Consider the following 14200-nt stretch of genomic DNA (forward strand, 5'->3'; position numbering starts at 1 on the left):
ACTAACCGAGAGTTATTTAGTAAATTCGTCCTTACAAAAAACAAAATTACTCAACAATTACCATTATGCGAAAGATTCTAGTCATAGGTTCAGGAAAATCTTCATCCTATTTAATTAAATATTTATTGGACAAATCAGAGGAAGAGGATTTACACATTATTGTAGGGGATATAGACCTTCGCATTGCTCAAAAACTCATCAAGGACCACGAACACGGCCATGCGATTACCCTAGACGTTTTCAACCACCAATCTCGTAAACAGGCCATAGAAAATGCTGATATTGTTGTGTCAATGCTTCCGGCAAGATACCATATTGAAGTAGCCCGAGACTGTATTACGCTCGGCAAAAACTTGGTCACCGCTTCTTACGTGAGCAAGGAGATGGAAGATCTTGATACAGCAGCAAAAAATAAAGGCTTAGTCTTTATGAATGAAATTGGCGTAGACCCAGGTATCGACCATATGAGCGCTATGAAAGTTATAGACAAAATAAGGGCAAAAGGTGGTAAAATGGTCCTCTTTGAATCTTTTGCTGGCGGATTGGTTGCACCCGAAAGTGACAATAATTTGTGGAATTATAAATTCACTTGGAACCCAAGAAATGTGGTAGTGGCCGGACAAGGCAGTGCGGCAAAATTTATTCAGGAAGGCAACTATAAATACATCCCTTATCACCGTTTGTTCAGAAGAACTGAATTCTTGGATGTAGATGGCTATGGACGCTTTGAGGCGTATGCCAATAGAGATTCCCTAAAATACCAAAGCGCCTATGGCTTGGACCAAATTAAAACCCTATACCGAGGTACAATGCGTCGCGTTGGTTTTAGTCGTGCGTGGAATATCTTTGTTCAATTAGGGATGACAGATGACAGTTATACCATTGACGATAGTGAGAACATGAGCTATCGCGATTTTGTAAACGCCTTTTTACCTTATAGCCATACCGATTCAGTCGAGCTTAAATTCAGGTTGTCACTCAAAATTGATCAAGATGATATTGTCTGGGAAAAACTTGAAGAGCTTGATCTTTTCAACAGTACCAAGATGGTCGGGCTCAAAAAAGCCACACCTGCGGAGATACTTCAAAAGATTTTAATGGACAGTTGGATGCTAGAAGAACATGAGAAGGACATGATTGTTATGTACCATAAATTTGGTTATAAGCTAAATGACAAAATGTACCAAATTGATTCCACCATGGTTACTATGGGCGAGGATCAAACTTACACTGCAATGGCCAAAACGGTGGGACTTCCGGTAGCTATTGCAACTTTGGCTATTTTAAATGAAAAAATCACTACGCCTGGGGTTCAAATTCCAATAACAAAAGAGGTCTATGTTCCTATTTTAAAAGAACTGGAGGATTTTGATATCATATTCACTGAAAAGGAAGTGCCTTATTTAGGGTATAATCCTTTAAACGTCTAGTGGGAAATCTCATATTCAAAATTTAAAAAGAATAAAAACTTCTAAAGGATCAGAATAAAACAGTATGCCGTACAAAAATCGAGTTTAAAAGCTTGATGTCTAGAGTCGGATTTTACAAATCAATATATAAATTTATGAGATCTCCGCTCTCGCGAGGAATGAATATGAAAATAGTCAATCAAAATATTCAAATTGATGGAATCGATAAAAAGATTCTCCGTGCGTTGATGGCCGATGCAAGAACGCCTATCCTGGAAATCGCCAGAAATGTCGGCATTTCTGGTGCTGCCATACACCAACGTTTGCGGAAATTGGAAAAATCAGGATTGATTTCAGGGTCCAAATTTGTTATTAATCCGAAAATATTGGGCTACACCACTATGGCTTTTGTGGGCATTTATTTGGACAAAGCCATGAGCAACCCTGAAGCGGTTAAGCAGCTTCAAAAAATCCCTGAGGTATTGGAATGCCATTACACTACGGGAAACTGGAGTATTCTAATAAAAATCCTTTGCAAGGACAATGAACACTTGATGCATTTGCTCAATAAGGAAATACAATCTATAGCTGGCGTGTCGAGAACTGAAACTTTTATTTCCTTAAATCAGCAAATTGATCGACAGATTCAAATATAAATAGGCTGTGTTCCAAAACAAAAAACTCCTGAAATCATCAGGAGTTTTTTTTATAGGTCTTAGATTGAATCAATCGCGAGACATAAATATTTGAAGGACATACCAAAACAACAACATTAAAGATGCGAACAATCCCAATGCCGCAGGAATGTAATCATCAGTAGAATATTTGTTGACGAGATTTGAGGTTTGGTACAAAATAGAGCCACCCGCCAAAAGGCACATGCCTACTGAAAACCATAATCCTAAGTTAAATCCGAATAATATTCCGGCAACAATCAATCCGATAGCTATAAAAAAGCCGACGGTCAGACCCGTTCTAAGAAATGAAAAGTCCTTTTTGGTTAAAAATACCACCGCAGACAAACCCGTAAACAACGCCAAGGTTACAATAGCCGCCTGATTTAAAATCTCAGGACCGGAATCCATATAAAAGGCCGCAATATAAATTAAAGGCACAAAAATAAAAGCTTGTGCCAAAATATAAAGACCGAAAGCTAAATACTGCTTGTTCTTGTCTGGGGATTTCATGGCCATTCTTTCGGCATAACTTGTAATAAACATAAAGCCTCCCAACATGATCAACCATTTATACCCGTTAGTCATTGACAAGGCAAAATTGACCACGGTTTCGCTCTGCAATAGTAAATATTCAAAAATAATAAAGACCAAAACACCAGCAGCAACATGGCCATAGGTTTTCTTATAAAAATCTACACGCTCTGCATCAGAGGTATGTACCAATAATTTGGTGTCAAAACTATTAAAAGGGGTTTCAGTAGGTTGTTCCATAATTAGATGTGTTAAGTTAAAGGATAAAAATAGCGAAAATAATTTTGCAAACAACGGCATGGTACCTAAGCTTATCTTATAAAGATTCAAACATTCACCTCAGTTATATACTAAAACCCTTGACTATTTTTTTTTGCCCACAGTATCTAAAACATTTTAAGCAATAGAACACCAAAAAATAAACCAATCGTTAAAGCTTTAAAAAAATTCCCTACTTTAGTCTCGATTCTGAGACACCGAGATTTTAGAACACAAGCCCAAATCAACCTAAAAAAAGTGTTCTTTTTCCGGGAAACTATGTTTTTGTCTAATTTAAAACCTACATTATGAAAAGCCTACGCATTATTTACGTCCTGTTTTTTTCAATAATCATTATGTCCTGCAGTAGTGATGATGTTAAAAACGATCCTTCTGAAGGTCCCGAATTCCACGCTACCATTAATGGCGCTCCATTTTCCAATTACCATTTCCAACTTGGATTTTATGATGTGGTAAAGGGCACCAACGGCAATACTTTAAAATTTAGTATCGCCGACAAAAATGGCAAACAGATGACTTTATTTTTGAACAGTAGTGGCGGCTTTAAAACCGGCACCGTTAAACAGATGGGAGATGTGGATTCGGATAAGTTTAGAACTTATATTGAAATTAAAGACAACCAACCATCAGTGCAGTATTTTTCACAAAGCGGCACGTTAAAAATCACCAACAACCGAGAACACCCTTCAAATTCGCAAAAAAGTTTAATTTCTGGGGAGTTCAATGTTGTAGCCTCTACCATCGATGGCACCAATTCCATTACGATGAAGGGCTCTTTTAATGATCTTGAATTTCTGAAATAAGAATGATTAAATTATTAAAAATGAAAAACCGAATTTCACCTGATTAAGGCAAATTCGGTTTTTATATTTTTTGAATTGTATTAAACTTTAATCTCTTCCGCCAAAGACTTGCATTGCCCAGTATAACAACGAAGCCAAAGCCCCAATAGCAGCAACCAAATAGGTTCTTGCAGCCCATTTAAGCGCATCTTCAGATCCTTTGTATTCTTCTGGAGTCAGCATGTTTTTCCCTTTTAACCAAGCCAATGCTCTATTACTCGCATCATATTCTACAGGTAAGGTGATAAAACTGAATAAGGTTGCAAAACCCATGAATATTAATCCGGCAATTGCAATATAGTAACCAAAGCCACCACCAGCAGCCGCACCAAGAACCAAACCTCCAATGACTAACCACTGAGACATTCCTGAAGTTACACTTACCACCGGAACTAAAGCCGAGCGCATTTTTAAGGCACTATACGCTTGGGCATGTTGCACCGCATGACCACATTCGTGGGCAGCAACTGCAGCAGCAGCGGCGTTCCGTTGTGAATATACAGACTCACTTAAGTTAACGGTTTTATTTGCCGGGTTGTAATGATCGGTTAATTGTCCTTTTACAGAGATAACTTCCACATCGCTAATGCCATTATCCGCCAACATTTTTTCGGCAATTTCTTTCCCACTCATGCCATTTCTTAAATGTACTTGTGAGTATTTTTTAAATTTCTGTTTTAATTGATTGCTCACCAGCCAGCTTACCAGCGCGATGCCTCCAATTAAAATCCAATAGCCCATACCTATTCCTCCCATATTGATTTTTTTTTAAATTCTAAATAAAGATAACAAAAAGTAAGCCAATTTGACAATAGGTAAATTTGTCAGTTCTTGTAAAACTTTCATTTTTATCATTGACCCAGAGGTGATTTAAACTAAACACTTAGTTAACCAACAATATTTACAATCTTACCAGGAACCACAATCACTTTTTTAGGCGTGCGCCCCTCCAATTGTGCCATGGTTTTCTCATGTGCCATCACTGCTTTTTCGATATCTTCTTTAGTCATATCCATTGGCAATTCTAATGTAAATTTAACTTTACCGTTGAAGGAAATTGGATATTTCTTACTGCTTTCTACCAAATGCTTCGCATCAAATTCGGGAAATGCTGCATCAGAAATGGATTCCTTGTTCCCCAATTGGCTCCACAATTCTTCTGCGATATGTGGCGCATAAGGTGATAATAGAATCAACAAAGGCTCCAAAATTTCTTTACTGTTACATTTTTGAGTTGTCAATTCGTTTACGGCAATCATAAATGTGGAAACTGAAGTATTGAATGAAAAGCTTTCAATATCTTCTTCAACTTTTTTAATGGTTTTGTGGAGGGTTTTTAAGGCCTCTGCTGTAGGTTCAACATCCGTCACATTTAAACCGTTGTCGCCCATATACAATTTCCAAAGTTTTTTGAGGAAACCGTTAACCCCTGAAATCCCTGCGGTATTCCATGGTTTGGCTTGTTCCAACGGTCCAAGGAACATTTCGTACATGCGCAAACTGTCAGCGCCGTATTGTTCACAAATGGCATCTGGATTGACGACGTTGTATTTGGATTTGGACATTTTTTCGACTTCGCGAGTCACTTTAAAAGTTTCTCTTGTTTCTTCTCCAGATTGAATAATCTTTCCACTCTCACCTATGAAAATGGCATTTTTATAATCTTCGCCAAATTCTTTATCATTTTTCAATCCGTGAATATCTAATTCATCGGAAGCATTCACATATTCTACTTTAACTCTTATAGGGAGAATTGAGATTGTTACAAGATATTTATCCGGATTTAAGTATTCGGAATTAGGAACAAGTTCACTGATTTTTGAATAATACGCCTTATAAAGACTCCTATGTTCCGCACTATTAACATTCTTAATCCCTTTAGAATCTAAGTAAGGTCCAACTCCGCTTAATGTGTCAGTTATATATGTTTCAGATTTGGGCCTTATAATTTCAATTATACCTTCAGAAGTCACCTTAGGATTGTCCCAATTAGCTTTAGAAATCATGATGGATTCTACCCTTAAACTCAAGGCACTCGTCCCCAAAATCATTCCTTGGTTGATCAGCTTTTTAAAAGGTTCTTCGATATTGACAAAACCTCTGTCTTTCAAAAACTTCACCCAAAAACGAGAATAAAGTAGATGGCCTGTGGCGTGTTCGCTTCCGCCAATGTATAAATCGACGTCTTTCCAATATTCTAAAGCTTCCTCACTGGCAAATGCTTCATCATTCTGAGCGTCCATATATCTGAAGAAATACCAAGAACTTCCCGCCCAACCCGGCATGGTGTTCAACTCAAGAGGAAAAACCGTTTTATGATCAATCAACTCATTACTGACCACTGAAGACTGTTCAACGTCCCATGCCCAAACATCGGCGCGTCCTAAAGGTGGTTCTCCGGATTCAGTTGGCAAATATTTTTCTACTTCTGGCAATCGGATTGGTAAATGTTTTTTATCAATCATTTGTGGCATTCCGTTTACATAATACACTGGGAATGGCTCACCCCAATAACGCTGACGGGAGAAAACCGCATCACGCAATCGGTAATTGATTTTTCCTTCACCTTGACCTAATTTCTCAAGTTCTAAAATGACTTTTTTGGTAGCTTCTTTATACGATAAACCGTTTAAAAAATCAGAATTTGCAATGACCACATTGTCTTTGGATGCATAGGCTTCTTCAGAAATGTCAATGCCTTCAAAAATATTAGGAATTGGAATGTTGAAGTGTTTTGCAAAATCATAATCACGTTGGTCGCCACACGGCACAGACATCACTGCACCTGTACCGTAGCCCGCCAAAACATAATCACCAATCCAAATTGGGATAGGTTCTTTTGAGAAGGGATGTTCGGCATAGGCACCTGTAAATACACCAGTAATGGTTTTGACGTCGGACATACGGTCGCGTTCACTTCGTTTGGCAGTCGACTGTATATAAGCTTCAACTTCTGATTTGTGCAATGGAGTGGTAATCTGCGAAACTAAATCGTGTTCTGGTGCAAGTGTCATAAAAGAAACTCCGAAAATAGTGTCGGGACGCGTCGTAAAAACCGGAATCTTGAACTCGGAATCCTGAACTCGGAACTCAACTTGAGCTCCAATCGACTTTCCAATCCAGTTACGCTGGCTTTCTTTGAGAGATTCCGTCCAGTCAATATCATTCAAACCTTGAAGTAAGCGTTCGGCATAGGCAGAAATTCGCATACTCCATTGGGTCATTTTCTTCCTGATTACTGAATGGCCACCACGTTCTGAAACACCATTGACAATTTCGTCATTGGCTAAAACGGTTCCTAAAGCAGGGCACCAATTGACTTCAGTTTCTGCCAAATAGGTTAATCTATATTTTAAAAGAATTTCTTGTTGTTTTTCTGACGAGAAAGCAGTCCAATCTGATGCTGAAAATGTTTCGATATGGTCGTCACAAACTGCATCAACTTTGGCATTTCCTTCGGAAGCAAAAATTGCAGTCAACGTATCAATCGATTCAGCTTTATTAGATGTATTATTATACCAAGACTCGAACAATTGGATAAAAATCCATTGGGTCCATTTATAGTACGACGGATCTGACGTCCGTACTTCCCTGCTCCAATCGAATGAAAACCCGATTTGATCCAACTGTCGTCGATAGGTTTTGATGTTTTCTTCAGTAGTGACCGCTGGGTGTTGCCCTGTTTGAATGGCATACTGCTCTGCAGGCAAACCAAAACTGTCATAACCTTGAGGATGCAACACATTAAAACCTTTGTGACGTTTGTAACGGGAATAAATATCGCTGGCAATATAACCTAACGGATGTCCTACATGGAGTCCCGCCCCGCTGGGGTAAGGGAACATGTCCAAAACATAATATTTTGGTTTATCACTGTTATTTTCGGCTTTGAAGGTTTGGTTTTTCGCCCAAAAGTCTTGCCATTTTTTTTCTATCTCGTTAAAATTGTAGTACATATAACTTGGTATCGTTGATCTCTCGCATTATTCAGCCTGCAAATTTAAACTTATTATAACAATGTTGAAAGTTTAAACGTTGTAAACCTTAACAGATTAGATTTCTTTCATATTTTTACAACTTCAACTAAAATTCTATGAGTTCATCTTTTGACAGATATCAAAAACGGAAGCTAATTTCGTCTTACTTTTCTGTGGTTATCAGTATTGCCTTGGTCCTTTTCTTATTGGGCTGTTTAGGACTTTTGGTATTAAATGCCAAAAAAGTTGCCGACCATTTTAAAGAGCAAGTGGTCGTGACCATTTATCTAAACGATTCTGCAAAAGAAGTTGAAGTCAAGCAGCTTGAAAAAAGTCTGGCAATGGCAGAATACACCAAAAGCACGGAATATGTTTCTAAAGAAGCAGCGGCCGAATCTATGAAAGCAGAAACTGGCGAGGACTTTATGGATTTTGTGGGCTATAATCCACTTCAAAATTCTATTGACGTTCATTTGAAAGCCGATTATGTAACCACTGAAACTCTGGCATCCATCACCGAGGAATTGTCTACGAAGAAATTTATCGAAGAAATTAGGTATGATAATGATTTGGTGGAATTGATGAACGACAACGTCAAAAAAATCACCTTTTGGGTTTTGGTCATCAGTGCGATCTTTACACTGATTGCGGTTTTACTGATCAACAGCTCGATCCGTTTGGCAGTGTACTCCAAGCGATTTATCATTAAAACCATGCAGATGGTAGGTGCCACCAAAAGTTTTATCCGCAGGCCTTTTGTTTATAAAAGTGTACAATTGGGAGTTATTGGTGCCATTATCGCCTTAATTGGAATGGGCATCGTGCTCTATTATCTCAATGAAACGTTTGCGGAATTACAACTACTCTCCAACCCCATATTGATTGGCGGTTTGTTTTTGGCGATTTTCCTATTGGGAATTCTCATTACTTGGATCAGTACATTTATTGCCACACAACGTTTCTTGAACCTGAAAACGGATGCCTTATATTATTAATGGTTCATTTTGATTGCTTAAATCGCGACCGTTTTCGATATAAAAAACAAAGATAGTTTTGGTGTTAAGAGTGGACAAAACTTTAAGTGGAGCGAGTAGCCCCAAGCGGTCCAAAATTTTTAAAATCATTCCAAATCGTCAGCAAATCCCAAGTATTTAGATACTATTAACGAAAAGGTTTAAATAAAACCGTTAATTTGCAGCCTATTATTATTGCAATCGTCATGAAAGAAAAAAATCGAAAAGAAAGCGCTAATAACAATTTTATTTTTGGCAAGAAAAACTACAAATTTATGCTCATAGGTCTGGGTATTATCGCATTGGGATTTATATTGATGTCCGGTGGCGGTAGTGACGACCCAAATGTTTTCAATCCTGAAATTTTTAATTGGAGACGCATTCGTTTAGCACCAACTTTGGTGTTAATAGGTTTTGGCGTTCAGGTTTATGCCATTTTATTGGATCCAAACAAAAATCAAAACTCCAAATCTTAAATTCCAAATTCTAATGTCACGCCTATTGCCATTTTCGGTATTTAGGTTTGCATCTTGATAATTAATTATTCTATGAATTTAATTGACGCTATTATTATAGCCATTATTGAAGGCCTGACTGAGTATTTACCTATTTCTTCTACAGCACACATGGGCTTTACGGCAGCTTTAATGGGTTTACCTGAAGGGGAGTTTTTAAAAATGTTTCAGGTTTCCATTCAGTTTGGCGCCATTTTATCAGTGGTTGTCTTATACTGGAAAAAGTTTTTCGATTTTTCCAATCTCAACTTTTATCTCAAATTAGTCATTGCAGTACTTCCTGCATTGGTTTTAGGTTATTTGTTTGATGATGCAATCGAATCGGTATTAGGAAATCAAATTGCCATTTCGAGCGTATTGATTTTGGGTGGGTTTGTATTGATCTTTGCAGATAAATGGTTTCAAAATCCAAAAATTTTAGACGAAAAAGACATTCCTAGAAAAAAAGCACTGATCATTGGTTTTTGGCAGTGTTTAGCCATGATGCCTGGAACGAGCCGCTCTGCAGCATCAATTATTGGCGGAATGTCGCAAGGATTGAGCAGAAAAGCGTCGGCGGAATTTTCATTTTTCCTGGCTGTACCAACAATGGCAGCCGTGACCGTATATTCAATATTTGTAAAAACCTGGGGAAAAGGAACCACAAATGAAATGAAAGGCTACGAAATGATTTTGCAAGATCAATTTCACATCATGCTGTTTATAATTGGCAATGTGGTTGCATTTGTGGTGGCCATGATTGCTATTAAATTTTTCATTGCTTTCCTAACCAAATATGGTTTTAAAGCTTGGGGGTGGTACAGAATTGTGATTGGCATAATTTTATTAGTGTATTTCTGGAATGTTCCACAAAACGAAATTCAGGATCAAAATAGTTCTGAAATAACTTCGATACAACAGTCTACAAATGATTAAAGTAGAAAATTTTCAGGAAGGAAAAGTTCTTTTAATTGACAAACCATTGCATTGGACCTCCTTTCAAGTGGTGAACAAACTGCGTTGGGAAATACGTCGTGCCTTCAAGATTAAAAAAATCAAAGTTGGTCATGCCGGAACTTTAGATCCTTTGGCTACAGGCTTATTGGTGATCTGCACAGGAAAAATGACCAAAAATATTGATAGTTTTCAAGCACAAATCAAAGAATATACGGGCACTTTTGTTTTAGGAAGTTCAACACCATCTTACGATTTAGAAACTGAAATCGATCAAATCTATCCCACTGAACATTTGACTGAGGAATTAATCCGCAATGCTACCCAGCAATTTATTGGAGAAATCGCTCAATTTCCACCTGTATTTTCCGCACTAAAAAAGGATGGCAAACGCCTATATGAATTTGCTCGAGCTGGAGAAGCCGTGGATATTCCTTCTAGACAAGTGCACATTTCAGAATTTGAAATCACACGAATCAACAATCTAGAGGTCAACTTCAGGGTGATCTGTAGTAAAGGCACTTATATTCGGTCCTTAGCTAATGATTTTGGAAAAGCGCTTAATTCGGGTGCGCATTTATCGGCTTTGAGACGGACTAAAATTGGCGATTTTAATGTTGATAATGCCGTAGGCGTTGAAGAGTTTATTAAATCCCTTCCTTCGGAATAGTTTTTGATGAAGTAATACCAGTTGATGGAGACGCTCCCGTAGCTACATTAACATTAAGTAGTTGTGACAAGAATTATATTTTACAACCTGAAATTTGGTATATAATTATAAACTTATCGATTTCACGACGCTTTTTTTTACAAGGTGATAAAGAAAACTTTTACCACTGGAGAAAGTTCTGAAAAAAGATCCATTTACAATAAGGAATTGGTACAGAGCATTTAATGCGAATTTTAAAATTCATGGTTAAGAGGTCTGGATTTATAGAAAACGCTTCGGATACAAACAACAAGAGAAACTTTCAAGTGTATCAGTTTTTCTTGAATTCATGGTGTTTTAAAACTTTTTTACTTAATTTGACGTATATATTGGTGCACAACATCATTGTAAATCATTAAAAAACGAATTTTTGGAATTTATAGATAAACATAAAGCTTTAATACTTACCATTTTAATCAGTGGCACCTTAGTGCTTGCTATGTTTGCACTTGGCATCAAACAGCAAACTGAAGCCATGGCGGAAAGCTATTATGAACTGCCGCCACCTCTAACACCAGAGGAGCAGAAAATTCTAGAGGAGTTGGCATTAAGCGATCCTAATATTTCAGAAACCAATAAGGCCTATAATTCGGAGAACGAGTTTAAGGAGATTATGAAGAATTTCAAAACGGTCAATTCAGACGATTTTGATAAGAATGCAAAAAAAACAGAAACCGAGGATTCTGAAACCCCAGAGGAAGTTACGGATGTAGAAAATAACCCTGTAGCAGAAGATTACTCCCTCAATGAAAACGAACTGTCATCCTATAGTAAGATCAATAACGTCATTGCTATGCGGTCAGCTCAAAAGCGTCAATCGGCCAAATCAACGGGCAACAATAGTACTAATAACTTATCAAATAATTCTGCATTGAACACCAATAGCAGTGTTTCTTACAGTTTAGTCAACCGGAAAGACAAACATTTACCGCCTCCGGTATATCTCTGTGAAGAAAGCGGGACAATAGTCATTAATATTTCCGTAAATAATTTCGGCGAAGTCATTGATGCTTATGTCAACACCTCTTCCACCTCAAAAAACGCCTGCCTAATTGAAAGTGCCTTGCAGTATGCCAATGAGGCACGTTTTAGCCCTGATGCAGCCAAGGCCAAGCAGATTGGTTCTATTACCTATCATTTTAAAGGGAAGAACTAAAATTAGCCCCTCCCTTTAATATTTTATCATAATTCTGACCGTTTCAAAGTGAAGGTCAACTTCCTAAATTGTACGATTCCAGAATTTATCTTCGGCTTCTTTTTAGGAAATTTTCATAAGTTTCAACAAATCTGAAATCGTATTTTGACCTTTATCTTTATTGTACCACCCTTGTAAGATTTCCTTAAATTCCTCAGTAATCATACCGTGTTCAGCTAAGTAATCATTTACCAATTGAGTAGCTGCATCAGGTCGTGGACCAAAAGTTCCAAGAACCTCTCCTGATCCCTTATCTATCATGATCAACTTAGGAATTGATTTTCCTCCATTGGTCAAAAACTGTTGCATAAGTGCATCATTCTCATCGCGTAAAACTAATTTCAAATCGATATTGGAGTTCAGTTCTGCGATTTTATTGATAACAGGAATCACGTGTGCCGCATCGCCGCACCAACTTTCAGTAAGTACCAACCAGGTAACATCTCCTTTGTATGACTTTATTTTTTCTTGAGCTTCTACTGGAACCTTAATGGTTTTATCCCAACGTTTCATACGTTGTTCGTTCAAAACCGTATAAGCAACCAAATCAAGACTTTTATCCAATCCAGTGGTGGCTTGGTTTTTAATTAAATCTGCCATTAACAATCTGTATTCTTTATATGACATACTGTTGTTCAAGCTTTCTTTAATGATTTTTTTTAATTTGTTGTGTGTGATAGTATCCATAAATATATTTTTTGCAAATTTAACCCTATTTTATGTGTTATTGGGTAACCCTGGTTACATTAGTGATTCTAATCAAATTATCTTAGACAATGGAAAAACAAAGATGCGGTTGGTGCGAAGGCGATGCCCTTTATGAGTTATATCACGATAAAGAATGGGGAGTTCCGGTTAAAGACGATGCTACTCTTTTTGAGTTTTTGGTTTTGGAAACTTTTCAGGCAGGATTGAGTTGGATTACCATTTTACGCAAACGCGAAAATTTCAGGACTGCATTTGATGCGTTCGATTATGAGAAAATAGCAGGTTATAATCAAGATAAAATAGATAGTCTAATTCAAGATGCAGGCATAATCAGAAATAAATTAAAAGTCCACGCTACGGTTACCAATGCACAGCTCTTTATAAAAGTTCAGGAAGAATTTGGATCTTTCTCCAATTATATTTGGGGATTTGTAGGTGGTAAACCTATTAAAAACAGAGTTATAAACTACAAAGAAGCAGCTCCTACAACAGCCCAAAGTGATGCGTTGAGCAAAAATTTAAAAAAACGAGGTTTTAAATTTGTGGGCTCTACGGTGATGTATGCCTATATGCAGGCTGTTGGAATGGTCAATGATCATGAGGTGGATTGTTTTAGATACGGAGAAATTCCATAAGTTCAGGGTTCAGAGTTTAGAGTTTAGAGTTTAAAATTTCCACATTGGTTAAATCACGATTAACGATTAACGATTAACGATTAACGATTAACGATTAATAGGCATTCCACAAAGGTTTATCGAACTTCTTTGTGCTTTTTGTGACTTCTTTGTGTCTTTTGTGAAATAACCATTATTGTTTTACAAAAAGTTTGGCGATTGATGATTACAATTCGATTTATGAAAAACATGTATTCCACAAAGGTCCACGAAGGAGGCACAAAGTTTCACAAAAGACTAAAAAGATTTATGAATTAAAATTGACGCAAAATTGGAATTTGGAATTTGGAATTTTCCTGCCTGTCGGAAGATAGGGAATTTTAAAAATTAACGCTCCCTCAAATATTCCAAAAATATACTTCGTTCCATTTCTTCAGCACCCAAACTTGCCAAATGATTGGTATAAACCTGACAATCTATAAGCTTGTAGTTGGTGTTTTGAATAAAGGTAATAAAAGCGACTTTGCTCGCGTTACTTACTTTTGTGAACATACTCTCACCACAAAAAACACCATTGCCCAGATCAATTCCGTATAGGCCACCTACCAGAATATCATTTTGCCAGACCTCAACAGAGGTGGCATAACCCAAATGATGAAGTTGGATATACGCTTTAATCATTTCATCTGTAATCCAAGTTCCAGCCTGCCCTTCTCGTTTGGCCTTTGAGCATTCTGAAATTACTGCATTAAAATCTTTATTGACGGTGACGGTGAACTTTTTATTTCGTAGGATTTG

At 37.3% G+C, this 14200-nt stretch carries 14 protein-coding genes; 9 read left to right on the forward strand and 5 right to left on the reverse strand.

Annotation, left to right across the window (positions count from 1 at the left end):
• Positions 1-65: 65 nt before the first annotated feature.
• Both VLZ86_RS12920 and VLZ86_RS12925 read left to right on the forward strand, forming a co-directional pair.
• Positions 66-1430 carry a saccharopine dehydrogenase family protein gene (locus tag VLZ86_RS12920; protein WP_325451987.1) on the forward strand — a complete coding sequence of 455 codons (1365 nt, stop codon included), beginning with the start codon at positions 66-68 and terminating at the stop codon, positions 1428-1430.
• Positions 1431-1594: 164 nt separating this feature from the next.
• Entirely contained in the window at positions 1595-2065 is a 471-nt protein-coding gene (locus tag VLZ86_RS12925) for an Lrp/AsnC ligand binding domain-containing protein (RefSeq protein ID WP_325452015.1), read from the forward strand.
• A 69-nt stretch (positions 2066-2134) separates the two neighbouring features.
• Here VLZ86_RS12925 and VLZ86_RS12930 read toward each other — a convergent pair whose 3' ends face one another.
• A complete protein-coding gene (locus VLZ86_RS12930; protein ID WP_325451989.1) occupies positions 2135-2857 on the reverse strand; it encodes a Bax inhibitor-1 family protein in 723 nt (240 codons plus the stop codon).
• A gap of 326 nt (positions 2858-3183) precedes the next feature.
• Between VLZ86_RS12930 and VLZ86_RS12935 the strand changes: the two genes are divergently transcribed.
• Positions 3184-3699: a hypothetical protein gene (locus VLZ86_RS12935; protein ID WP_325451990.1), complete on the forward strand. Its 516-nt coding sequence runs from the start codon at positions 3184-3186 to the stop codon at positions 3697-3699.
• Between the two features lie 87 nt (positions 3700-3786).
• On the opposite strand, the gene VLZ86_RS12940 is transcribed toward VLZ86_RS12935, so the two are convergent.
• Positions 3787-4494, reverse strand: a complete 708-nt coding sequence (locus tag VLZ86_RS12940) for a zinc metallopeptidase (RefSeq protein WP_325451992.1) — start codon at positions 4492-4494, stop codon at positions 3787-3789.
• 131 nt (positions 4495-4625) lie between these two features.
• Positions 4626-7694 (reverse strand): leucine--tRNA ligase, encoded by a 3069-nt coding sequence (locus VLZ86_RS12945; protein WP_325451994.1) that lies wholly within the window; start codon positions 7692-7694, stop codon positions 4626-4628.
• A gap of 137 nt (positions 7695-7831) precedes the next feature.
• Between VLZ86_RS12945 and VLZ86_RS12950 the strand changes: the two genes are divergently transcribed.
• The 5 genes from VLZ86_RS12950 to VLZ86_RS12970 all read left to right on the forward strand — a co-directional run bounded on the left by VLZ86_RS12950 (position 7832) and on the right by VLZ86_RS12970 (position 12041).
• Positions 7832-8710, forward strand: a complete 879-nt coding sequence (locus tag VLZ86_RS12950) for a cell division protein FtsX (RefSeq protein ID WP_325451996.1) — start codon at positions 7832-7834, stop codon at positions 8708-8710.
• Positions 8711-8934: 224 nt separating this feature from the next.
• The gene (locus VLZ86_RS12955) at positions 8935-9204 is read left to right on the forward strand and encodes a DUF3098 domain-containing protein (protein WP_325451998.1); all 270 of its coding nucleotides are present in this window, start codon (positions 8935-8937) and stop codon (positions 9202-9204) included.
• A 72-nt stretch (positions 9205-9276) separates the two neighbouring features.
• The gene (locus tag VLZ86_RS12960; RefSeq protein ID WP_325452000.1) at positions 9277-10158 is read left to right on the forward strand and encodes an undecaprenyl-diphosphate phosphatase; all 882 of its coding nucleotides are present in this window, start codon (positions 9277-9279) and stop codon (positions 10156-10158) included.
• Complete coding sequence (gene truB / locus VLZ86_RS12965) at positions 10151-10846, forward strand: tRNA pseudouridine(55) synthase TruB (protein ID WP_325452002.1); 696 nt, start codon at positions 10151-10153, stop codon at positions 10844-10846. Before VLZ86_RS12960 ends, truB begins: the two co-directional genes overlap by 8 nt.
• A 409-nt stretch (positions 10847-11255) precedes the next feature.
• Entirely contained in the window at positions 11256-12041 is a 786-nt protein-coding gene (locus VLZ86_RS12970; protein ID WP_325452004.1) for an energy transducer TonB, read from the forward strand.
• Positions 12042-12143: 102 nt separating this feature from the next.
• On the opposite strand, the gene VLZ86_RS12975 is transcribed toward VLZ86_RS12970, so the two are convergent.
• On the reverse strand, positions 12144-12767 hold the full coding sequence (locus VLZ86_RS12975) for a thioredoxin family protein (protein ID WP_325452006.1): 624 nt from the start codon (positions 12765-12767) through the stop codon (positions 12144-12146).
• Positions 12768-12856: 89 nt separating this feature from the next.
• Between VLZ86_RS12975 and VLZ86_RS12980 the strand changes: the two genes are divergently transcribed.
• Positions 12857-13423, forward strand: coding sequence for a DNA-3-methyladenine glycosylase I (locus VLZ86_RS12980; RefSeq protein WP_325452008.1), 567 nt, complete (start codon positions 12857-12859; stop codon positions 13421-13423).
• A gap of 366 nt (positions 13424-13789) precedes the next feature.
• On the opposite strand, the gene aat is transcribed toward VLZ86_RS12980, so the two are convergent.
• Positions 13790-14200 (reverse strand): leucyl/phenylalanyl-tRNA--protein transferase (gene aat / locus VLZ86_RS12985; RefSeq protein WP_325452010.1); only part of this gene is annotated, 411 nt, incomplete at its 5' end.

Origin of the sequence: Gelidibacter sp. (assembly GCF_035515035.1) — a bacterium.
Taxonomy (GTDB): domain Bacteria; phylum Bacteroidota; class Bacteroidia; order Flavobacteriales; family Flavobacteriaceae; genus Gelidibacter.